Annotated in this window: 23 protein-coding genes; 12 read left to right on the plus strand and 11 right to left on the minus strand. The window is 60.7% G+C overall.

Features of this window, described 5'->3' with window-relative positions; genetic code table 11:
- Nucleotides 1-124 precede the first annotated feature (124 nt).
- The 10 genes from PP263_RS20535 to PP263_RS20580 all read right to left on the minus strand — a co-directional run bounded on the left by PP263_RS20535 (nt 125) and on the right by PP263_RS20580 (nt 8,269).
- Complete coding sequence (locus tag PP263_RS20535) at nt 125-619, minus strand: nuclear transport factor 2 family protein (RefSeq protein WP_308365915.1); 495 nt, start codon at nt 617-619, stop codon at nt 125-127.
- A gap of 14 nt (nt 620-633) precedes the next feature.
- Nucleotides 634-1,155: a cytochrome c gene (locus tag PP263_RS20540; protein WP_308365916.1), complete on the minus strand. Its 522-nt coding sequence runs from the start codon at nt 1,153-1,155 to the stop codon at nt 634-636.
- An 11-nt stretch (nt 1,156-1,166) separates the two neighbouring features.
- A complete protein-coding gene (locus tag PP263_RS20545) occupies nt 1,167-1,394 on the minus strand; it encodes a hypothetical protein (protein WP_308365917.1) in 228 nt (75 codons plus the stop codon).
- A 39-nt stretch (nt 1,395-1,433) separates the two neighbouring features.
- On the minus strand, nt 1,434-2,177 hold the full coding sequence (locus tag PP263_RS20550) for a copper resistance protein B (protein ID WP_308365919.1): 744 nt from the start codon (nt 2,175-2,177) through the stop codon (nt 1,434-1,436).
- A 13-nt stretch (nt 2,178-2,190) separates the two neighbouring features.
- A complete protein-coding gene (locus PP263_RS20555; RefSeq protein ID WP_308365920.1) occupies nt 2,191-4,176 on the minus strand; it encodes a copper resistance system multicopper oxidase in 1,986 nt (661 codons plus the stop codon).
- 11 nt (nt 4,177-4,187) lie between these two features.
- Nucleotides 4,188-4,679: a DUF411 domain-containing protein gene (locus tag PP263_RS20560; RefSeq protein ID WP_308365921.1), complete on the minus strand. Its 492-nt coding sequence runs from the start codon at nt 4,677-4,679 to the stop codon at nt 4,188-4,190.
- A 103-nt stretch (nt 4,680-4,782) separates the two neighbouring features.
- Nucleotides 4,783-5,163, minus strand: a complete 381-nt coding sequence (locus PP263_RS20565; protein ID WP_308365922.1) for a hypothetical protein — start codon at nt 5,161-5,163, stop codon at nt 4,783-4,785.
- Nucleotides 5,164-5,232: 69 nt separating this feature from the next.
- Nucleotides 5,233-6,537 (minus strand): copper oxidase, encoded by a 1,305-nt coding sequence (locus PP263_RS20570; RefSeq protein WP_308365923.1) that lies wholly within the window; start codon nt 6,535-6,537, stop codon nt 5,233-5,235.
- 24 nt (nt 6,538-6,561) lie between these two features.
- Nucleotides 6,562-8,091, minus strand: a complete 1,530-nt coding sequence (locus tag PP263_RS20575) for a TolC family protein (protein WP_308365924.1) — start codon at nt 8,089-8,091, stop codon at nt 6,562-6,564.
- A gap of 49 nt (nt 8,092-8,140) precedes the next feature.
- Nucleotides 8,141-8,269: a hypothetical protein gene (locus tag PP263_RS20580; RefSeq protein ID WP_308365925.1), complete on the minus strand. Its 129-nt coding sequence runs from the start codon at nt 8,267-8,269 to the stop codon at nt 8,141-8,143.
- Between the two features lie 577 nt (nt 8,270-8,846).
- Here PP263_RS20580 and PP263_RS20585 point away from each other — a divergent pair.
- From PP263_RS20585 to PP263_RS20610, 6 genes are all read left to right on the plus strand, one after another.
- Nucleotides 8,847-9,167, plus strand: a complete 321-nt coding sequence (locus PP263_RS20585) for a DUF2282 domain-containing protein (protein ID WP_308365926.1) — start codon at nt 8,847-8,849, stop codon at nt 9,165-9,167.
- A 6-nt stretch (nt 9,168-9,173) separates the two neighbouring features.
- Nucleotides 9,174-10,016, plus strand: coding sequence for a DUF692 domain-containing protein (locus tag PP263_RS20590; protein ID WP_308365927.1), 843 nt, complete (start codon nt 9,174-9,176; stop codon nt 10,014-10,016).
- Between the two features lie 2 nt (nt 10,017-10,018).
- Nucleotides 10,019-10,777: a DNA-binding domain-containing protein gene (locus PP263_RS20595; protein ID WP_308365929.1), complete on the plus strand. Its 759-nt coding sequence runs from the start codon at nt 10,019-10,021 to the stop codon at nt 10,775-10,777.
- A 69-nt stretch (nt 10,778-10,846) separates the two neighbouring features.
- The gene (locus PP263_RS20600; protein WP_308365930.1) at nt 10,847-11,305 is read left to right on the plus strand and encodes a DoxX family protein; all 459 of its coding nucleotides are present in this window, start codon (nt 10,847-10,849) and stop codon (nt 11,303-11,305) included.
- Nucleotides 11,302-12,045 carry a YiiX/YebB-like N1pC/P60 family cysteine hydrolase gene (locus PP263_RS20605; protein ID WP_308365931.1) on the plus strand — a complete coding sequence of 248 codons (744 nt, stop codon included), beginning with the start codon at nt 11,302-11,304 and terminating at the stop codon, nt 12,043-12,045. Before PP263_RS20600 ends, PP263_RS20605 begins: the two co-directional genes overlap by 4 nt.
- Before the next feature lie 76 nt (nt 12,046-12,121).
- Nucleotides 12,122-12,676: a L,D-transpeptidase gene (locus PP263_RS20610; protein WP_308365933.1), complete on the plus strand. Its 555-nt coding sequence runs from the start codon at nt 12,122-12,124 to the stop codon at nt 12,674-12,676.
- Between the two features lie 54 nt (nt 12,677-12,730).
- Here PP263_RS20610 and PP263_RS20615 read toward each other — a convergent pair whose 3' ends face one another.
- Nucleotides 12,731-13,339, minus strand: coding sequence for a GyrI-like domain-containing protein (locus PP263_RS20615; RefSeq protein WP_308365934.1), 609 nt, complete (start codon nt 13,337-13,339; stop codon nt 12,731-12,733).
- A gap of 642 nt (nt 13,340-13,981) precedes the next feature.
- Between PP263_RS20615 and PP263_RS20620 the strand changes: the two genes are divergently transcribed.
- From PP263_RS20620 to PP263_RS20645, 6 genes are read left to right on the plus strand one after another with little or no spacing between them, the layout of a single operon-like run.
- On the plus strand, nt 13,982-14,869 hold the full coding sequence (locus PP263_RS20620) for an EboA domain-containing protein (RefSeq protein WP_308365936.1): 888 nt from the start codon (nt 13,982-13,984) through the stop codon (nt 14,867-14,869).
- Nucleotides 14,870-14,926: 57 nt separating this feature from the next.
- On the plus strand, nt 14,927-15,850 hold the full coding sequence (locus PP263_RS20625) for a TatD family hydrolase (RefSeq protein WP_308365938.1): 924 nt from the start codon (nt 14,927-14,929) through the stop codon (nt 15,848-15,850).
- 1 nt (nt 15,851) lies between these two features.
- A complete protein-coding gene (gene eboC / locus PP263_RS20630; protein ID WP_308365939.1) occupies nt 15,852-16,808 on the plus strand; it encodes a UbiA-like protein EboC in 957 nt (318 codons plus the stop codon).
- A 60-nt stretch (nt 16,809-16,868) separates the two neighbouring features.
- On the plus strand, nt 16,869-18,032 hold the full coding sequence (locus PP263_RS20635) for a 3-dehydroquinate synthase (protein WP_308365940.1): 1,164 nt from the start codon (nt 16,869-16,871) through the stop codon (nt 18,030-18,032).
- A complete protein-coding gene (gene eboE, locus PP263_RS20640; RefSeq protein ID WP_308365942.1) occupies nt 18,022-19,269 on the plus strand; it encodes a metabolite traffic protein EboE in 1,248 nt (415 codons plus the stop codon). The genes PP263_RS20635 and eboE overlap by 11 nt, the downstream gene beginning before the upstream one ends.
- Complete coding sequence (locus PP263_RS20645) at nt 19,266-20,639, plus strand: alkaline phosphatase family protein (protein WP_308365943.1); 1,374 nt, start codon at nt 19,266-19,268, stop codon at nt 20,637-20,639. The genes eboE and PP263_RS20645 overlap by 4 nt, the downstream gene beginning before the upstream one ends.
- Nucleotides 20,640-20,658: the final 19 nt, after the last annotated feature.

The following is a 20,658-nucleotide window of genomic DNA, read 5'->3' on the forward strand; positions in this document are numbered from 1 at the left end:
GTATGCGGGCGCGCCAGCCCGGATATTACATTGCGGTGCAAAGATGATTCCCCGGGGCTTCGGCGTCAGGGAGCTTCCTGTGAGAGCCTGCAGGGCAGGCTCCCGCAACGCAGATTCCAGCGTTTTACTTGCTCGACCAGTGCACGTGCACGATCTTCCACTCATCGCCGATGCGTTTGAGTACCAGGGTTTCCATGCTCTGCAGGTCCAGCGATTTACCCTTGTACTCTCCCTGCAGCCGTGAGCGCCCGTAGGAGAAGGCCAGGTCCTCCCCCTCCCGTACCTGCAGTTCCTGCTGGGAGACGTCCATCTGTTTCAGGAAGGTGATATCCGCTGGCAGGTGGTGGCCGGCATATTCCTGTGCCGAGCGCTCTACCGATCCCCCTTCAAAAATAACCACTGCGTCCGCCAGTACACTCAGTACGGCATCCTCGTCGCCTTCGCGCAACGCGCGATGGAATTCCTGTACGGTTTTTCCTGCACCGGTTTCCATGCCGGAAAACATCGCCGGGTCTTTTTCTCCGTAGGGCTTGTCGCCGTGGGCGGTGGCGGCAAGAGGTATTGCGCTCAGCAAAATTGAGAATCCCGAAGCGCAGAGAGCCTTGAATAATTTTTGCATGGTGTTTTTCCAGGTCAGTGATGGTGGCCGGGGACCTCTTCGTCCCGCGCGGTGAGTATCTGGTACTGCTGTGGCGTCAACTCCGGCAGTTTTTGCAGAAAGGCCACCATGGCCCAGATACGCTGGTCGTCGTGGGTGGGGCCCCAGGCGGGCATGCCGGAGGCCTTGATGCCGTGCTTGATCGCCCAGAACTGGCGGCGGGGATCGCCGGCGCGCTTGGTGAGATTGGGTGGCGCCGGGTAGAGGCCCTGGCTGAGTTCGCTCTCCTTTCCACCAGGTTTCAAATGGCAGCCGACGCACATCTCGTTGTAATCCGGGCCGCCTTCGATCAGCAGTTCCGGGTCGTCCAGGTCTGGTACCTGTATATCCTTCGATGCGCGCTCGATGGATCTGTCGCGCAGGGTTTCCAGTGCCCAGTGGGTAAATGCCGTGTGCGGCACGTCGGCACCGGCCGGGTAGGTGCCGGAGTAGATGAAGGCCACGAAGCCGAGGCAGAGGGCAATCGCGGTGAGCAAGAGGGTTTTTATCGCCGTCATTGTCGGCTCCGTTATTTTTCTGTTTCGGGTTTTTCTTCCGGGTGCAGCTGTTTCATGCACTTTTTGATCAGTGCCTGGGTGACCGGATCCTGTTTGTCCATTTTTTCCATGTCCATGTCTTTGAGTGCGGCGCACTGGGGTTTTTCTGACTTGTCTTTGTGCTGGCTTGGGTCGTGGGCATGGGTCGCTTGGGTGAGCAATAAAGTGATTATCAAGAGGGTGGGGGTAAAAATTTTCATGATTTATTTCCTGAGCATTTGTTATGGGTGTAGGAGCGGTCAAAACCAGGTGCGGAGGCCGAGCACCCAGGTGGTGTCGCTGACACTTTCTCCCTTTGCGCGGGCAAAACCAGCCGCTTCGCCGAATTTCTTCTCGTAGTGTACGCCAATATAGGGCGCGAACTGGCGGGTGATTTCGTAGCGCAGGCGCAGGCCGGCTTCCATGTCCGAGAGGCCGGAGCCGGTGTTGGTGGCCGGGTCGTTCTGGCCGTAGAAATCGAGTTCAATTTCCGGGCTCAAAATCAATCGCTGGGTAAACAGCAGTTCATACTCGGCCTCCAGGCGCATGGCGCTGTCGCCGCCCTCGCCGACAAACAGCGTCGCGTCCACTTCAAAGAAGTAGGGCGCCAGCCCCTGGAAGCCGATGGCCGCCCAGTTCTTGCTCGGCCCGTCTTCCAGCCTGAAGTCATGGCGCAGACCCATCTGCAGGTCCCAGAAGGGCGCCACCGCGCGGCTGTACAGTGCCTGCAGTTCCGCGTTCTCGGTTTCGCCGTTCTCCCGTTCCAACTCCCCCTTGAGCCACAGCTTGTCCCGGTTGCCGCCGAACCAGAGGTCGCCCTTGAGCGCATCGCTATCCTCTTCGCGCACTTCCAACTGGTCCAGCTTGCCCATGGTGAACAGCTTCTCGTGATCCATCACATGATCCGGGATATCGGCGTCTTCGTGCTTGTCGCCGTCCTGATAGGCGGTTTGCGCCTTGGCACCAGATGCGATCAGCGCGGCCAGTAAAACAAATTTTTTCATTGCTTCTATCTCCTCAGACCACGCGCACTTCGCGGAACATGCCGGGCATATGGAACAGCAGGTGGCAGTGGTAGGCCCAGCGGCCGTAGGCGTCCGCAGTGACCAGGTAGCTGATCTTGGCGCCCGGCTGCACCAGTATCGTGTGCTTGCGCGGAATACGATTCCCATCGCCGGTTTCCAGTTCGCTCCACATGCCGTGCAGGTGGATGGGGTGGGTCATCATGGTGTCGTTGACCAGGGTGATGCGAATCCGCTCGCCGTACTTGAGCATCAGCGGTTCGGCATCGTTGAACTGGATGCCGTCCATGGACCAGACATAGCGGTGCATATTGCCGGTGAGGTGCAGTTGCAGTTCCCGTTCCGGTTCGCGCTTGTCGATAGTCGGAGTGAGGTTGCGCAGATCGCCGTAGTTGAGAACGCGGCGGCCGTAGCGCTGCTGGTGATCGCGAAGCCCGATGCCCGGGTCGTTCAGGCCATCCATGGGCTGATCCGCGCGCATGTCCACCGTGTAGGCGAACTCGCTGGGCAGGTGCACTATGGGTTTGTTGCTGCCGTGGCCGGCGCGGCCCAGGTTCTCCGTGAACCACACGCCCTGCATACCGCCCAGATTGCCGCGGCCGCCGTACGGGGTGTAGTTGGTATCGGAACCCGGGCTATGTTGGCTGTGATCCATCGAATTCATGCTGCCGTGCTGGCTGTGATCCATGTTGCCCATGTCGCCGTGCTGGCTGTGATCCATGCCGCCGTGCATTTCCCCGGAGCTTGCGGCGGGCCCGTGGCCCGTATGCGGAGCTGGAGCTCCGCGCTCCCGGGGGGAACCGTGGTCCCCGTGTCCCATCCCCATGTCGCGATGCGTCAACACCGGTGCATAGTCCATGGGCGGTACCTCCGCATACAGGCCCAATTCCGGGGTGAGGGTGCCGCGGGCGAAGCCGGTGCGGTCGATGCCCTGTGCGAACAGCGTGTAGGCGCGGTCGTCCGCGGGTTCGACGATCACGTCGTAGGTTTCGGCCACGCCGATGCGGAATTCGTCCACGGTGACCGGCTCGATATTTTGGCCGTCGCTGGCCACTACGGTCATCTTCAGGCCTGGGATGCGCACATCGAAGATGGTCATGGCGGCGGCATTGATAAAGCGCAGGCGCACTTTCTCCCCGCGTTTGAACAGCGCGGTCCAGTTATCTTCGGGGGTCTGGCCGTTCATCAGGTAGGTGTAGGTGTAGCCGGTCACGTCGGAGATGTCGGTATCGGACATGCGCATCCGGTTCCACATTCCGCGCTCGCGGAAAGTGCGGGCCACGCCCTTTTCGCGGATATCGCTCCACAGGTCGCCCACGGTGCGTCGGCGGAAGTTGTAGTAGTGGCTTTCCTTTTTCAGGTGGCCGTAGATCTCCAGCGGCGATTCGTCGCTCCAGTCGGACAGCAGTACGACGTATTCGCGGTCGTAGGCCACCGGGTCCGGCTCCGCCGGGTCGATTACGATGGCGCCGTAGAGACCGGTCTGTTCCTGGAAGCCGGAGTGGCTGTGGTACCAGTAGGTGCCGCTCTGCTTGACTTGGAACTCGTAGCGATAGGTTTCCCCCGGCTGGATACCGTTGAAGCTGAGGCCGGGTACGCCGTCCATATCGGTGGGCAGGATAAGGCCGTGCCAGTGGATGGAGCTGTCGTGGGCCAGGTTGTTGGTGACATTCAGGGTGACCTTCTGCCCCTCTTTCCAGCGCAGGATCGGCGCCGGCAAGCTGCCGTTGACCGTGGTGGCCTGCCGCTCGCGGCCGGTGAAGTTTACCCTGGTGTAGCCGATGCCCAGGTCGAAGTGATTGCCGCGCAGTGTCTGCACCGCCTGGCGGGGTTCCGGTCGCGGGGAAGCGGCGCGCAGGCCGCTCGGCAGGGCCAGGGCGCTGGCGGCGGCGCCAGTAACAGCGCCTGCGGCGAGGCCGGTAACAAAAGTACGCCGGGACAGTTGTGGCAATTGGATTCTGCCGTTATTCGGTTTCTCCATTTATATTGACCTCAGAACTGTTCCGCGGCGGTGGTGATCTCGGCGTAGACCTCCCGGCTGCCGTCCCGGTTGAGCTGCCATACCTGATAGGGAGTGAATTTGTCTTCGTACTCCATGCCCGGGCTGCCCAGGGGCATGGCCGGCACTGCGAGACCGCGGGCGCCGGTGGGCGGGTTCTGGAGGAAGCGGCGGACCAGCTTTGCCGGGATATGGCCTTCAAAAACGTAACCGTCCGAGGTCACGCTGGTGTGGCAGGACTGGAATTCGGGTTCTATGCCGTGGCGGCTTTTCACTGCGCCGAGGTCGTCGACATCGCGGGCGGTAACGGCAAAGCCGAGGTCTTCGGCGTGCTTTACCCAGAGCTTGCAGCAGCCGCAGGTGGCGCTTTTGTAGGTGGTCAGTTCGACGGCGGCGGCATTGTCGGCGGAGTTGTCTTCAGCGCAGGCGGAGAGTGCCAGCAGAGTCAGGCCGCCCAGGCAGGCGGCGAACAGTTTACGGTTCATGGAATGGCCTCATTTCAGGTCATTGGACAGGCGCAGCCGTTTTCCGGGCGCGCGGGGTCAGGAAATAAAGAAAGGTGCCAGCGACGGGCGCACCAATCCCGTATCAGGGGTGGATCGGTGGGCGAATGGCGGTTTCGGGCTCGGGGGAGGAGTTGATTTCCGCGTAGGCGGTGGCCGGGGTGTTGCGCAGCGGCGCGGCGGCCTGGAGGTCACCGGCGGGCAGGGCGCCAGCGCAGTGGCCGGGGCAGCAGCCGCAGGTCTGGTCGCAGTCGGTGTTCTCGCCGGTTGTAGTGGTCTCACTGCAGTGACTGGTCACCGTTGCTTCGTCGCAGTGCATCTTGTGGTCCATGCCGAGCATAGACTCGGCGGGGGCCTGTACTGCCTCGTCGTGACTATCCATTTCGGCACAGGGCGCCGCCAGCGCCCGGCCGGCGATGGCCAGGAGCAGCAACAGCAGCAGTGTCATGGCAGCCGGTGTGCGCATAGGAAAAATCGATTGGTCGAAACCCGCGTTATCCTAGAGGCCAGCGGCCGTCTTGGCAAGGCGGGCTTCTCATCCGGACCGGCGCGGCGGCTCGCCGAAATCGGGATCGCGACTCACGCGCCAGGCCACGGTGCCGGGCGGCGCTTTGTACCAGCCGGGGTCGCGGTAGTCCCCCGGCTCCAGGTCGTCGCGCACTTTGACCAGGGTGAACATGCCGCCCATCTCGATATTGCCGTAGGGGCCCACCCCCACCAACATCGGCAGGGTGTTTTCCGGTCCCGGGAGGCCCATCTCTGTGTGCTCCTGGTGTTCCGCCATACCGTAGCGGCCCATGGGCATGAAGCCCGGCAACATCTTTTTTATTTCGTCCGCAACGCCGCTCTGATCCACGCCCAAGGGGTTGGGGATCTCGTGGCCCATGGCGTTCATGGTGTGGTGGGCCATATGGCAGTGGAAGGCCCAGTCGCCGGGGACGGCGGTGAACTCGATATCGCGGGTCTGGCCCACGGCGACGATTTCGGTGGCCTCGCTGCGCCACTGGGAGCGGGGCCAGCGGCCGCCGTCGGAGCCGGTGACATAGAACTGGGCTCCGTGCAGGTGAATGGGGTGGTTCCACATGGACAGATTGGCCATGCGTATCCGCACTCGCTCGCCGGTGCGCGCCACTATGGGATCGATGGCCGGGAACACCTTGCTGTTGAAGGTCCACAGGTCGAACTCCACCATCACCGATGGGTCGGGCCGGTAGGTGCCGGGGTGAACCATCCAGTTGTGCAGGAGCAGGCAGTAGTCGCGATCCACCGGTACCGGTTCCGGTTCCCGCGGGTGGATGATGAACATTCCCATCATGCCCGCCGCCATCTGCACCATCTCATCCGCGTGGGGGTGGTACATATGGGTACCGTGCTGTTTGAGGGTGAACTCGTAGGCGAAGGTCTCGCCGGGTTGGATATGTGGCTGCGACACGCCGCCCACACCGTCCATGCCGCTGGGAAGAATGATGCCGTGCCAGTGGATGGTGGTGTGCTCCCCGAGGCGGTTGGTCACCAGTATGCGCACCCGGTCGCCCTCCACCGCCTCGATGGTGGGCCCGGGGGTGGTGCCGTTGTAGCCCCAGCATTTGGCCACGGTGCCGGGGGCGAACTCGTGTTCGAACTCCTCTGCCACCAGATGGAACTCCTTGACCCCGTCCTTCATTACATAGGGCAGAGTCCAGCCGTTGAGGGTGCGCACCGGCGCATGAACGGGCACTCTTGCGGCTTTCGGTTGCGCTGCGGCCGGCGGATAGGCGTCGTCCCCTGTTGCCTGCGCGGCGAGCGCCGCACCCAGTGAACCCAGGCCGCCGGCCTGCAAAAATCTCCGCCGCGAAATCATATTGAGTCTCCGCTGCTGCGCCGCTCAGTGGTGACGATGTGCATCTTCCGGCGCCTCCTGAGCATCCTCTGCATGGTGGGGTGGGAGCTTTTCCGCCTCTTTCCGCGCGCCGGGCATGGCGCTGTCCATTCCGCGCATTCCGCCGGCCGCCGGGCGCAGGTATTCGTGGGGATCCACGGCTCCGAGGGCGATGCTGTCGCTGCTGGGCAGGCGCCGGCCCACGGCTTCCGCCAGCGCAGCGCGAGCCACCCAGTAATCACCCAGCGCCTGCAGGTATCCCTGGAAGGCGTCGTATTCCCGCTGCTTGCTGAGCAGCAGTTCAAAGGTGCCGATCAGCATAAAGTTTTCCTCCAACTGCGCCTGGGCCACTGCCTCCATACGGGCAGGCACCAGACGGGTCCTGTACACCTCCACCCGCGCGCGGGCATTCTGTGTGCCGACGTAGGCTAGGCGCACGCCGTTGTCGGTGTTCAGCATCAGCCGCGCGACTTCGCTGATGGCCTTCTGCAGTTCGGCATCCACCTCCAGCAGTCGGTCGCCGCGCTGGTTAAAAATGGGGATCTCCCACTCGAGGGTGGGACCCAGCAGACGCGCGCCGTCGGTCTCGCGTTCGTACTCTACGCCGATATCCAGTTCGCCCAGCCAGCGCCGCCAGTTGTTATAGCAGAGCTTGTCCGCCAGCCGATCGGTCCGCGCGATGGCGGCGGCCAAGTCCAGGCGGTTTTCCCGCGCCAACAGCAACAGCTGGTGCAGTTCGTCCTCCCGGGCCACCGGCAGTGCCAGCTGCGTCGGCGCATCCCAGTCGCCAGCGACGGAAAGTCCGAGAATCGCCGCCAGTTTGGTGCGCGCGGCGAAGGCGGCGTTCTCCGCCTCTAGTGAGTTTATCTGCGCCTCCGCGGCCGCCGCATTTTCCAGCGCCAGCTGGCGCGGGGTCAGGTTGCCGGCCTGGAAATAGCGCTCCGCCAGCTGCCGCGAAAGGTCGGCGGCCCTGGCCACCTGTGCGCGCATGGCGGCCACTTGTTTTGCGGTGACAAAATGGTAGAAGGCCTCCTCCGCCTTCGCCGCCAGTTGCAGAAGCTCGGCGCCGATTTCCCGCTGCACTATGGCGAATTCCGCCTCTGCCAGGCGTCTGCGGGCGGGGAGGGTAATCAGATCGGAAAGGGAGACGACCAGGCTGTAGGTGTTTTGGCTCACGTCGCCGGCGCGATTGGAATCCAGCACCGCAGCGGAAAAGACCGGATTGCGGATGCGCCCGGCGCGATACACATCGGCGGCGGCGATGCCCAGTTTGGCGTAGTGGGCGCGAATTTCCGGGTTGTTGATCAGCGCGATTTGCATGGCGCTGTCTGCGGTGAGCGGCGCGGCGCCGAGTTCGGATACCAGCGTGGGGACCAGCTCTGGATCCACAGCTTCTGCCGGCCGGCCCCGCGCCCGCACCTGATCGACCACCTGGCTCCGCCCCAGGTCCGCGGGCAGCGGCGTGCAGGCCGCCACCCCGAGCGCTACGGCCAGGAACAGGTGCGGCGCGCGAGTTCCCTTTCGCCGATGGGCCACCGTTTCTTCCCTGAATTCATTTCCCGGCAGTCAGTGTAGTAGAGGCCGCTCAGCTGCCGAAGTCGTCAAATGCGATCAAGCCCCGAGCCCGCCCCGCCGGCAGTGAATTTTCCGGTGTCGGCTGGATACGCACGTTGAGTACCAGCGGAGAACCCTGCTCGCGCGGGCTGTTGGCCATTGAAATAGGATCGGCTACAGGGTTCGCGGTGATCCGCGTTGGCGGCGGCCTGCCAGTTCGCCCAGTCGGGGCGGTAATCCGGGTCCAACAGGATTTCCGCCAGGCGCAGGTTCGGGACAGCAATTGCAGCCCTGTTCGCAGTTGTCCAGACCGTCGTCTTTATTGCAGTAGTGTGTGTCTGCCTGCGCGGAGCAGTGGTCTCGATGGCCGCTGTCCGTTTCGCCTTGAGTGGGCAGGTCAAGGAATATTCCCGAAGCACAGGGAGCGGCCGTCGCCTGCCCGCCGGCGGCCAAACAACGAGAGTCATAGTAGTGTTCGGGCGAGTCCTCGGCACATGGAATTATTCTGTTAATTGGGACGAATGGCCCAGTGCATAAGCCGGTGTCCGCCGTCGTAATACAACTCCCATGGCCACTCCCCTATAAATGTCCGGTATTCCAAAAGTGGCTGGCTATACTTCCTGGGCGGGTTGTTCTGCAGGGAGCTGCATGGGTGAAATCGCCGCAGTGGCGGCGATAGAGGGAAAGGCCACTCGCTAAGGCACCGATCGACTTTACTCCCGACACTGGAGACGAATATGAATCGCAAAGTGACCTCGGCTGCGCTGGCGCTTGCCTTCAGTACCGCGGTAACCCTGGCGGCTTCCCCAGCACTTGCGGCCGGTGACAAGGACAAAGGCGACAAGGACAAAGGCGACAAGGAGAAGTGTTACGGCGTGGCCCTGGCCGGCCAGAACGACTGCGCCGACGGCCCCGGCACCACCTGCGCGGGCTCCTCCAAGAGAAACTACCAGGGCAATACCTGGAAGTATGTGCCCAAGGGCACCTGCAAGGAGATACCGTCACCCACCTCCCCCACCGGCAAGGGCCAGTTGCAGCCGTTCCAGGAGAAGGGCTGATCACCGATGAGCCTCCCAGTGGCGGCCGGTGTTGGCCTCAAGCCCGAACACTTCCGGCAGGTGCTCGATACAACGCCGCCGCTGGGGTTCTTTGAAATCCACGCGGAAAACTACTTGGTGGCGGGCGGCCCAATGCACCACTATCTGGAGCGGGTCTGCGCGTGCTACCCACTGTCGGTGCACGGCGTGGGCCTGTCCATCGGCGGCGAGGAGCCCCTGGACCGCGGTCACCTCCAGGCTCTGCGCGCACTGCTCGACCGCTACCGGCCGGCGGTCTTTTCCGAGCACCTGGCCTGGTCCTCCCACGGCGGTACTTTTTTCAATGACCTGCTGCCGCTGCCCTACAACCGGCGCACCCTGGAGCGCGTGTGCGAGCATATCGAGCAGGTGCAGGAAGCGCTCGGCCGACGGATTCTGCTGGAGAATCCCTCCACTTATGTGGAGTTCTCCGGCACCAGCTACAGCGAGGCGGAGTTTATCGACGAACTGGTAAAGCGCAGCGGCTGCGGCCTGCTGCTGGACGTGAACAATGCCTATATCTCCTGCATCAATCACGGCCGCGACCTGGAGGCATTCCTTTCCGCATTGCCGCTGGACGCGGTGGGTGAGATTCACCTGGCCGGGTTTTACCGCGACCGCGACAGTCTGGGCGCCCCACTGCTGATCGACAGCCACGGCAGCGCCGTGGACCGGGCGGTGTGGCAGGCCTACGAATCGGTGCTGGAGCGGACCGGCCCGTTGCCCACGCTGATCGAGTGGGACAACGCTATTCCGCCACTCGAGACCCTGTGCGCGGAGGCGGCGCGGGCGCAGGGTTATCTGAGTGCCTGCGCGGTGCGGGAGGCCTGACCGTGGAGGAGCACTGGGCAGCCGCACTGCTGGACCCGGAAGCGCCGACACCCCCGGACCTGACCAGTTGGAACGGCTCCGACCCGGGACAGCGCTTCGCCGTCTACCGCAACAACGTCGTGGTGTCGCTGGTGGAATCCCTGGCGCAGACCTTCCCGGTCACCTGCGAACTGGTGGGCGAGGAATTCTTCCACGCCATGGGCCGCGAGTTCGTGTGTGCGCGGCCGCCGCGCTCGACTCTGCTGGCGCGCTACGGCGAGGGATTCGCAGAATTCGTGGAGGATTTTCCACCCGCCGCGAGCGTTCCCTACCTGGCAGATATGGCGCGCCTGGAAATGCACTGCCTGGTCGCACTGCACGCCGCCGACGCCGATCCGGCGGCGCCGCAGGTGCTGGAGGCGGCGCTGCGGGAACCGGAGTGCCTGCCCGCGCTGCGCCTGGGGGTGCACCCCTCACTGCGCTGCCTGCGCTCGGAATTCGCGGTCTTTTCCCTGTGGGACGCGCACCGGGGCGAACTGGATATCTCCCAGGTGGACCCTTTTGCCGCCGAGTGCGGCTGGGTACTGCGCAGCGGCCTGGAAGTGCGGCTGTTGCCCATGTGCGCGGGGGACTGCGATTTTGTCGAGGCGCTTGCCCGCGGCGACTCTTTTGGCGAGGCGGCGGAGGCCGCCGGGGGAGATCGCGAATTTGATCTGGGCCGCTGCCTGGCGGCGCTGTTGCGGTGGGGGATGGTGACTACAGTGGACAGTGATCCGGTGTAGGGTGCGCCGCTCGGTAATGCGGTGCGCATGGCGCACCCTACTGTCGGTGATAATGACGGTTAACTTGCGATGAAAAAACTGATTGAGTGGTGCGAGCGGATTCCCCACAGTTTTATCGCCCTGCTGGGGCGCTTCTCCATCTCCGCGGTCTTCTGGCTGTCCGGGCAGACCAAGGTGACGGGGCTCGACATCGATATCGTGCACGGCGTGTTCAAGCTGGGCTGGCCGAAACTCTCCGATTCGGCGGTGGACCTGTTCCGCAACGAATACCAACTGCCGCTGATTCCCCCGGAGACCGCCGCGGTGATGGCTGCCACCGCAGAGCATATCTTTCCCATGATGTTGCTGCTCGGCCTGGGTACGCGCTTCGCCGCGCTGGCCCTATTGATAATGACCGCGGTTATCGAAATTTTCGTTTTTCCGGACGCCTATCCCACCCATGGTGTCTGGGCCACGGTACTAATCTACCTGATGGCCCGCGGGGCGGGCGTAGTCTCGCTGGATCACTGGTTTTTCAGACGTAAATGAATGCGTTGTTGCAGCGCTTGGGCACGGGCCTGGCGCGCTATCTCAGCCAGCCGCGCCATATACACAGCGTGGCCGGCGCCACGCCGCTGGACCTGCTGCGCGGCTGCCTGCAACCGGCGGACGTGGTGCTGGTTGAGGGCAATTCGCGTATCAGCACTGCGATCAAATATTTGACCCAGTCCACCTGGTCCCACGCCGTACTGTTTGTTGGCGGGCCGGAAGAGAGTTGCTTCGTGGAGGCGGACACCGTGGACGGCGTGCGCAGCATTGGCCTGCAGGCTTTCAACGGGCTGCACACGCGGATCTGCCGCGCTCACGGGCTCAGCGACGCCGAGCGTCGCGCGGTGACCGAATTCGTCAGCGAACGCATCGGCTATCAATACGACCTGCGCAACCTCTTCGATCTGGCGCGCTACCTTTTGCCCACGCCGCCGGTGCCTTCCCATGTCCGCCGCGACATGATCGCCCTGGGCAGCGGCGACCCCACCCGGGCCATCTGCTCCACCCTGATCGCCGAGGCCTTTCAGTCGATCCGCTATCCAATACTGCCATTCCACCGGGTCGTCGAGGACTGCGACGGCTGTCACAAGGAACTCCTGCGACTGCGCCACCATAGTCTGTTCGCGCCGCGGGATTTCGATGTCTCACCCTACTTTTCCGTGATCAAGCCCAGCCTGAGCGGGGAATTCGATTTCCACCGGTTGTGTTGGGAAAATGATTCCAAGGCCGATTCTCCATAAAACCCGCCGCGGAAAGAAGCATTCCATCTAAGCATACGCGCGACACCATCTTACGCTCGACAGCAGAGGTGGAACTATGCGCGAGAAAAGAGGATACGCCCTGTTTCTGTCCGGCTTGGTGCTGTGTTTTTTCACCCTGACACCGCTCCCTGCCGATGCCACGGCCAGTTGGTTCGACGAACAGGCCGCCGCCAGCGTGCCAGGGGCGCCGACGATCCGGGTCGACCTGGGCGAGCAGCGGGCCTATTTCTACAAGGGGAACGAGTTGGTGGGAGTATCGCGTGTCTCTTCCGGCAGACCAGGCTATCGAACACCGACTGGCCACTTTCGGGTGCTGGGAAAGAAGCTTCGTCACCGGTCCACCCTTTACGGTAGCTATGTGGACAGGAACACGCACCAGGTGGTGCGCTCCGACGTGGACACCAGGCGACACCGCCGCCCGCCGGGCACCTACTACAGAGGCGCCAAGATGAACTATTTTATTCGCTTCAACGGCGGCATCGGTTTCCACGCTTCCGGGGATGTGCCCGGCCACCCCGCTTCCCACGGCTGCGTGCGCATGCCTCCGGGAATGGCGACCAAGTTTTTCCGATATGCGTCGGTGGGGACGCCGGTGATTGTCACGCAATGAAAGAGGCCCGAAGGTGGGCACGTCGCTGTCGCCCGTTCAGCGGCTGGTTAACTGTCATTGCATCGGCTGGCGAATGATCGTTTTCCACTTACTCGGATCTGCACGCCGTATATCGCTCAAGTAAATCTCATGGTGCTTTCCGGTGAGGCCTGATCGGGAATCGATGAACGCATGCAGGTTCTCAATCGTTGGCCCCTCTTCTGAGAATGGGCCAACGTGCAGCACTTGAGCACAACGGCCTTCAGAAAATTCCTCCAGGCGCAGCTGGTCGATGGCGGGAAGCTGTTTTTTAATGCGGACCGCAGTAATAGCCGCTTCGAGAACTTCATCTGCAACGAAATCGGGCTGCATAATCATCATCGTCCACTTCCAGTCTTCTCTGTCGTTGGCGACGAAGGCCGACATGTCGTCCGCCCACCATAGCCCTTCGAGCGGCATGACTGAATAGTCGAGATTTTGTGGGCCTTTCTTGACCATAAACTTGGCCGTGTAGGACACAGAAAACAATGCCTCTACAGCCCGTGCATACTCCTGGGAAGTGTTCGGATCTCCTTTTCCGTCAATCATAAGAAATCTGAACGTAGGGACCTCAACCTGCACAACATTCTTAGCGGACGCTTTGTAGAACTGCTGCAGATCTTTCTTCAGATCGACCTTCTTCATTTGCCCCACTCTCCTGATTAACAGCAAGCACGCTGTCTTTTGGTGTCGTCCCACCAGTAAATAAAGCCTGGGGACAACGGGATTAACCCCAAAGCAGTAGCCAAAACGTGGGACAGTTTCTTTAGCATGACTTACACAAGCCTTGGCTGACACCAACATTTTCAGCATGGGCACCTGCTGTGTGTCAAGGGCATGCAGTCAAGCCCCGGGAAAACAACCAACCAATGAACACCCGAGCCAAGGTGAAGTAGCGTTGTTGTTGAGCACCTGGACGGTTAAAATTCCCGCTGAAGGTCGGCTTCGCAGGGTGGGGTGGATGTCTCACACCAAACATCCCTACCACTTTGTGCCAACCTTCTCCTTTATTTTCAAGTAGTTACCTTATAGCATCTGAGCCTCCCATTAGCCTGTTCCGGCGCATCCTTGAGCAAGTTTGTGCGCTTGCATAAAGGTGGCAGGAGCAGGGCAAACAGTCGGCAGAAGCGCGCCGCTATTGCAAAATCAGAATGGCCCGGGAATCGTTGACGCTGCTCCGGGTCGGCCGGTTTTGCTGACGATCGGCCCCGTCACCGCAAAGGGTTGCTACCAATCCGCTGATCTTGCAGGTCAAGCGGTACAGGACCGTAACGGAAGTTACTTGATATGGATAAATTAGCCGAAATCGCAAAGTACCTCCACGCCATGCTTGGCAGGCAATCAAAGGCGGATTCCATCGCATGGCTGGAACAACAGCAATCCGGTATCAGCGGCGATTCACCGTCAGGGTTCTATCTAGCGTTCAGTACCGCATCCCGATTTTTTGACAAGGCGCCGCTATACGTCAACCGGCAAGACGCGGCACGTGCATGTGAACTGCGTCCCGGCTTCAGTCCCGGGCATTGGAACTGCTTGCAGGCAGCGCGGGCGTATCTTTTGCTACTTTATCCGCACGACAATCCGGACAAATGGCTCGCCACCCTCGACAAGCTTTTCGAAACCGCCGACTTGCATGAGCAGGAAGCGCTCTATGCCGCGCTGCCCCTGGTGCCCAACCCGGCCTTATTGAAACTGCGGGCTGCGGAAGGACTGCGGACCAATATGACGACCGTATTCGATGCCGTAGCCCTGCATAATTCCTATCCCGCCGAATACCTCGACGAGCCTGCCTGGAACCAACTGTTGCTCAAAGCCGTATTCCTGCAACGTCCTCTGTATCAAATCCAGGGAGCGGATCACCGGGCCAACCCGACACTGGCGCAAGCACTGATCGAATATGCCCACGAGCGCTGGGCTGCCGGCAGGAACATCACTCCCGAGCTGTGGCGCTTCGTCGGTCCGTTTTTACAGGAAAAGCACGTGGGCGATATACAGCGTGTGCTGATAGAGGGAACCCCGCTCGAACGGGAGGCGATTCTCTTGGCATGCAATATGAGTTCCCTGCCAACCGCAAGGCAGCGGTTGGAAGACTATCCGGAAATTCAAGCGAAAATCGAATCGGGAGAACTGAACTGGGAAAAGGTGGGCAAACAAAGTCACAGCACTGCGCTCTGAGCCGTACTATAAGCGCAGCTGCCAAACAGATCCGAAACCATCAAGCTGAGACGTACCATGACAGAGAATAAAAAGCGTTTTATCGACCCCCACATCCACGTCACCTCGCGCACTACTGACGATTACCAGGCCATGCGCGAGGCGGGTATTGTAGCCATTATCGAGCCGGCCTTCTGGCTCGGCCAGCCCCGCACCCAGGTGGGAGCCTTCCAGGACTACTTCAGCAGCCTGGTGGGCTGGGAACGGTTCCGTGCGAGCCAATTCGGCATCCGCCATTACTGCGCGATGGGCCTCAACTCCAAGGAAGCCAACAACGAACCCCTTGCAGAACAGGTGATGGAGCTGCTGCCCCTGTACGTGGGCAAGGAAAACGTAGTGGCCATCGGCGAAATTGGCTACGATGACCAGACAGCTGCGGAGGATAAATATTTCCGATTGCAGCTGGAGCTGGCAAAAACCGTCCAACTGCCAGTCATGATCCACACCCCCCACCGCGATAAGAAAAAAGGCACCAGCCGCAGCATGGATGTGTGCGAAGAGCACGGTATCGACCCCAGCCTGGTGGTGATCGACCACAACAATGAAGAAACCGTGCAGGAAGTGCTCGATCGGGGATTCTGGGCTGCTTTCACCATCTACCCCCATACCAAAATGGGCAGTGAGCGCATGGTGGAAATTGTGCGCAGCTACGGCCCGGAACGCATCATTGTCGACAGCTCGGCGGACTGGGGTGTCAGCGATCCCCTGTCGGTACCCAAAACCGCCGCATTGATGGAGAAGCAAGGCATTCCGGACGACCATATCCAGCTCGTCACCTACCAGAACGCCCTCACGGCCTATGGCCAGAGCGGAAAAATCAAGGAAGCCGACTGGCTGGAGGCGGACCCTGTCGACCAACGCGAGCTGTTCGAGGGTAATTCGGTCTTGCGCGGCCAGTCTCCCAAAGTGGGTTACAAGTCATCAGACATCGTGGAGAACTAATGTGACCACCGACTCCATGCGGAAAACCCGAACGGAACCGGCAGATAACGGCATGGCGCGCATCGTCGCTCACCTGCGCCTGATGCGGCCCGCTAACATCGTAACCGCGGTAGCGGATATTTTAGCCGGGTTCGCTATTTGCGGCGCCGCCGGCCAGGTAGCGCTGGGCGCCCAGGGTGGTGTCTCCCCCTCGTTCAGCGCCTTGCTCTGGCTCTGCCTGTCCACTGTGGGGCTGTACGGAGGCGGTATTGTTTTCAATGACGTGTTCGATGCCGACCTGGATTCGCGTGAACGGCCGGAGCGGCCTATCCCCTGCGGGCTGGCATCGGTCGCCAGCGCCGGAACCCTGGCGATTCTCCTGTTGGCCGCCGGAATCGGAGCTGCATTCATCGTCTCGCCGCTCAGCGGCATTATCGCCGCCGCCGTGGCTTCACTGGCCGTTACCTATGATGCCTGGGGCAAGCACCGGAGCTGGTTCGGCCCCGTCAACATGGGCCTGTGCCGGGGTGGCAATTTATTGTTGGGCGCCAGTGCGGTACCGGCAGCATTGGCCGATGTCTGGCCACTGGGTCTGGTACCCGTCGTCTATATCGCGGCAGTGACCACTGTCAGCCGCGGCGAAGTGCACGGCGGTAACCGGCGAGCGCTGGCGGGCGGTGCCGCGCTTTACCTGGCAGTTCTGGCCGCGCTTGTCACACTCGCCGTGGTAATACCGACCGGCTGGCAGGCCGCGCCATTCGTGCTGCTGCTGGCCGCGCTGATTTTTCCTCCCCTGGCCAGAGCCTGGAAGACCCTGGAGCCCCACTTGGTGGGCAAAGCCGTAAAAGCCGGCGTCCTCTCGCTGATCGTACTCAACTCAACCCTGGCCGGTATTTTCGCCGGCTGGCAGTACGGAATTATGGTGCTGGCCCTGCTTCCCCTGTCACTCTGGCTTGCCAAAATGTTTGCGGTAACATAGCCTGCTTTATCCGAACCTGATTTCGGGGCGAAGAACGATACCTGTAAAAAGCGACGCAGCATGAAAAAGCCGATAGAGCAGAATTTTTCCGTCCCTTTTCGTTACCAAGTACATTTTACCGAGAAGGTCTTCGACCAGAACAACCCCCTGTTCGCCTCCTTGTTGGGCGGCGGCGCCACCCAACCGAAAACTTTGTTCGTGCTGGATCAAGGGGTCGCGTCCGCCCACCCTGAACTCATCCGGCAAATTCGTTCCTATGCCGAGGCGCACGCCGATCAGTTCCAGCTTCCCTGTGCGCCACTGCTCGTTCCGGGCGGCGAACAGGTCAAGAATCAGCAAACCTGGGTCGATGCCATTCTGGAGGCCACCCACATTCATGGTATTGACCGGCACTCGTATGTGATTGGCATCGGTGGAGGGGCGGTGCTGGACATGACCGGCTACGCCGCCGCCATCGCCCACCGCGGCGTTCGGCATATCCGGGTGCCCACCACGGTGCTGGCACAAAACGATTCGGGCGTGGGCGTCAAGAACGGCATAAATGCCTTCGGCAAGAAAAACTACCTGGGCACCTTCGCCCCGCCGTACGCGGTGATCAACGACACCACCTTCCTGCAAACCCTCGATGACCGCGACTGGCGGGCCGGCATGGCCGAAGCCGTCAAGGTGGCGCTGATTAAGGATGTGGCCTTCTTTCACTGGATGGAGGTCAATGCCAAAAGACTCGCCGCACGCGAACTCGAGCCGATGGTGGAATTGATTTACCGTTGCGCTGAACTGCACATGCAACACATCGCCGGCGGAGACCCGTTTGAAATGGGCTCGTCCCGGCCGCTGGACTTTGGTCACTGGGCCGCGCACAAGTTGGAGCACCTGACCCGCTACGAAATGCGGCACGGCGAGGCGGTGGCCGTCGGCATCGCCCTGGATACCACTTACTCCGCCCTCAAGGGCCATTTACATCCGGAGGGAGTAACCCGGGTCCTCAACCTGCTCACCGCGCTGGGCTTCGATATCTACGTGCCGGCGCTGGAACATCCTGAGTTACTCAACGGCTTGCAGGAATTTCACGAGCACCTGGGCGGCAAGCTGACCATCACCCTGCAGGAAGAGATCGGCCGCGGCTTCGAAGTTCATGAGATGGATACCGCCCTTGTGACCGAGGCGATAGACCGGCTGAGAACCTCAATTGGCAGCGAAAGGCTCAGCTGCTATGCGAGTTAACGGCTACGAACTGACTTATTGTTCCAATATTCACCCCGGCGAAACCTGGCCGGCAGTATTCGCCAACCTGCAGCGTTACCTCCCCGCCATCAAACGGGAAGTTTCACCGACGGCACCCTTTGGCATCGGCCTGCGCCTGTCAAACCAGGCAAGCATCGAACTGGCCGAAACAAAAGGCGCGCTGACCGAACTGCAACGCTGGCTGCAAGCGCAGGACTGCTACGTGTTCACGCTGAACGGCTTTCCCTACGGCGAATTCCACGACCAGGCGGTTAAAGATCGGGTCCACGTGCCTGACTGGGGAAGCTTAGAACGGCTCGACTATACCCGCAGATTATTTGCACTGCTCGCGGCTTTGCTTCCGGACGGCGCCGAAGGTGGTATTTCCACTTCACCGCTTTCCTACAAATACTGGCATAACGAAAGCCAGGCGAACGAACTCAAGCAGCAGGCAAGCTTGCAACTGGCGGAAGTGGCCGCATACCTGCACGAACTCGGGCGGGAGAGCGGAAAAGACCTGCACCTGGACATCGAGCCCGAACCGGACGGTTTGCTGGAAAACACCTCCGACGTGATTGATTACTATCGGGATTGGCTTATCCCTGTGGGCGGACTGCATCTGCAGTCTCAGTATCAAATGACACCGGAGGCGGCTGAGCAATGTCTGCGTGAACGCATCCGGCTTTGCTACGACATCTGTCATTTCGCCGTGGTGCACGAAGCCCCCCGCGAAACCCTGAACCGCTTCGAGGAGGCGGGCATTCGCATCGGCAAGGTGCAGATCAGCGCCGCGTTGAAAGTCCGACTGGAAAACGACGTAGAACAGAACCAACGGATAAAAACCCTGCTGCAGCCGTTTGCCGAATCCGTCTACCTTCATCAGGTGATGGCCCGCGATGCCGACGGAACAAAAACCGCCTGGCCGGACCTGGCCGATGCCCTCGAATCCCTTCAACCCGGTGGCCCGGCCCGGGAAGAGGAATGGCGAACCCATTTCCATGTGCCGGTGTTTCTCGCGGAGTATGGATCGCTGGCGTCCACTCAGCAGGATATTATCGACACGCTCGATTACCTCCGTGAAAAACGGCTGTGTCGGCACCTGGAGGTGGAAACTTATACCTGGAATGTGCTGCCGCAAGACCTGCAGATGAATGTAAAAGACGCCATCGTGCGGGAGCTGAATTGGGTCCGGCAGCGGCTGCCAAAGCATGAAAAAAACCTGAAAAGCTATCAATGAAAAAAACGGTCGTACTCAACGTCGTCGCTCTATCCCCCCGTCTTATCGGCGAACATACGCCCTTTCTGCAGGAATGGGTCGCGCGGGGCCAACAAGCCTCCATCAACCCAGTGCTGCCCGCCGTGACCTGTTCCGCGCAATCCACCTACCTCACCGGAAAATGGCCGAGCGAACACGGCGTCGTCGGCAATGGCTGGTATTTTCGCGACACGAGCGAAGTCAGATTCTGGCAGCAGTCCAACAAACTGGTGCAGGCGGAAAAGGTCTGGGAGGAAGCACGCAAACGCGACCCGAATTTCACCTGCGCCAATATGTTCTGGTGGTACAACATGTATTCCTCGGTGGACTATGCCGTTACGCCGCGCCCTCTTTACCCGGCCGACGGCAGAAAACTGCCGGACATCCACACCCAGCCGATGGAGCTGCGCGATGAATTGCAAAAGGAATTAGGCCAATTCCCGCTTTTTTCCTTCTGGGGCCCCAAGGCCGACATTATTTCCACGCGCTGGATTGCCGATGCCAGCAAAAAAGTCGACCAATGGAAAAATCCAACCCTGACCTTGATCTACCTGCCGCACCTGGATTACAACCTGCAACGCTGCGGTATCAACTTCGACAAAATCAGCAATGAACTGCGCGAAATAGATGACGTCTGCCGTGACCTGATCACTTACTACGAAAACCAGAATGCGCATGTCATTCTGCTGTCAGAATACGGCATCACCGACGTCAGTCAGCCGGTTCACATCAACCGCATACTGCGGGAAAACGGCTACATTCAGGTAAAAAACGAGTTGGGTCTGGAAACCCTTGACGCCGGCGGAAGCCGGGCCTTCGCCACCGCCGATCACCAACTGGCCCATGTGTATGTGCAAAATCCCGGCGATATCCCGGTAGTAAAAGAAATATTGGAACACACACCTGGTATCGAACAAGTACTCGATGATAAAGGTAAAAAGCAATATCACCTGGACCATCCACGCGCTGGTGAGCTTGTGGCCGTGGCCGACAGCCAATCCTGGTTCACCTACTACTTCTGGCTGGATGATGCCAAGGCACCAGACTATGCTCGTTGCGTCGATATCCATCGCAAGCCCGGCTATGACCCGGTGGAAACATTCGCCGATCCGAACATCCCGTTACTGCCGTTAAAAGTGGCGGGCAAGCTGCTGAAGAAAAAACTCGGCTTTCGCTATTTGATGGACGTCATTCCGCTGGATGCGACACTGGTGAAAGGTTCACATGGGCGGATCAGTAAAGACCGCTTGGACCGGCCTTTGCTGGTCACGCAGGAAAAGCAACTCCTTGAATCTGACGTATTGGAACCCACCGATGTATTTGGGTTGATTTTGAAACACCTGGAATCATAAATCCGATACCATGACCGCG

Origin of the sequence: Microbulbifer sp. TB1203 (assembly GCF_030997045.1) — a bacterium.
Taxonomy (GTDB): Bacteria; Pseudomonadota; Gammaproteobacteria; order Pseudomonadales; family Cellvibrionaceae; genus Microbulbifer.

What these genes read in the sequence shown, in the direction of transcription:
- PP263_RS20610 (WP_308365933.1), top strand. Translation starts at nt 12,122, where the DNA reads ATGCGCGAGAAAAGAGGATACGCCCTGTTTCTGTCCGGCTTGGTGCTG.
- PP263_RS20590 (WP_308365927.1), top strand. Translation starts at nt 9,174, where the DNA reads ATGAGCCTCCCAGTGGCGGCCGGTGTTGGCCTCAAGCCCGAACACTTC.
- PP263_RS20620 (WP_308365936.1), top strand. Translation starts at nt 13,982, where the DNA reads ATGGATAAATTAGCCGAAATCGCAAAGTACCTCCACGCCATGCTTGGC.
- PP263_RS20625 (WP_308365938.1), top strand. Translation starts at nt 14,927, where the DNA reads ATGACAGAGAATAAAAAGCGTTTTATCGACCCCCACATCCACGTCACC.
- PP263_RS20605 (WP_308365931.1), top strand. Translation starts at nt 11,302, where the DNA reads ATGAATGCGTTGTTGCAGCGCTTGGGCACGGGCCTGGCGCGCTATCTC.
- PP263_RS20570 (WP_308365923.1), bottom strand. Translation starts at nt 6,537, where the DNA reads ATGATTTCGCGGCGGAGATTTTTGCAGGCCGGCGGCCTGGGTTCACTG.
- PP263_RS20635 (WP_308365940.1), top strand. Translation starts at nt 16,869, where the DNA reads ATGAAAAAGCCGATAGAGCAGAATTTTTCCGTCCCTTTTCGTTACCAA.
- eboE (WP_308365942.1), top strand. Translation starts at nt 18,022, where the DNA reads ATGCGAGTTAACGGCTACGAACTGACTTATTGTTCCAATATTCACCCC.
- PP263_RS20555 (WP_308365920.1), bottom strand. Translation starts at nt 4,176, where the DNA reads ATGGAGAAACCGAATAACGGCAGAATCCAATTGCCACAACTGTCCCGG.
- PP263_RS20645 (WP_308365943.1), top strand. Translation starts at nt 19,266, where the DNA reads ATGAAAAAAACGGTCGTACTCAACGTCGTCGCTCTATCCCCCCGTCTT.
- PP263_RS20560 (WP_308365921.1), bottom strand. Translation starts at nt 4,679, where the DNA reads ATGAACCGTAAACTGTTCGCCGCCTGCCTGGGCGGCCTGACTCTGCTG.
- PP263_RS20585 (WP_308365926.1), top strand. Translation starts at nt 8,847, where the DNA reads ATGAATCGCAAAGTGACCTCGGCTGCGCTGGCGCTTGCCTTCAGTACC.
- PP263_RS20580 (WP_308365925.1), bottom strand. Translation starts at nt 8,269, where the DNA reads ATGGCCAACAGCCCGCGCGAGCAGGGTTCTCCGCTGGTACTCAACGTG.
- PP263_RS20550 (WP_308365919.1), bottom strand. Translation starts at nt 2,177, where the DNA reads ATGAAAAAATTTGTTTTACTGGCCGCGCTGATCGCATCTGGTGCCAAG.
- PP263_RS20540 (WP_308365916.1), bottom strand. Translation starts at nt 1,155, where the DNA reads ATGACGGCGATAAAAACCCTCTTGCTCACCGCGATTGCCCTCTGCCTC.
- PP263_RS20615 (WP_308365934.1), bottom strand. Translation starts at nt 13,339, where the DNA reads ATGAAGAAGGTCGATCTGAAGAAAGATCTGCAGCAGTTCTACAAAGCG.
- PP263_RS20545 (WP_308365917.1), bottom strand. Translation starts at nt 1,394, where the DNA reads ATGAAAATTTTTACCCCCACCCTCTTGATAATCACTTTATTGCTCACC.
- PP263_RS20535 (WP_308365915.1), bottom strand. Translation starts at nt 619, where the DNA reads ATGCAAAAATTATTCAAGGCTCTCTGCGCTTCGGGATTCTCAATTTTG.
- PP263_RS20600 (WP_308365930.1), top strand. Translation starts at nt 10,847, where the DNA reads ATGAAAAAACTGATTGAGTGGTGCGAGCGGATTCCCCACAGTTTTATC.
- PP263_RS20565 (WP_308365922.1), bottom strand. Translation starts at nt 5,163, where the DNA reads ATGCGCACACCGGCTGCCATGACACTGCTGCTGTTGCTGCTCCTGGCC.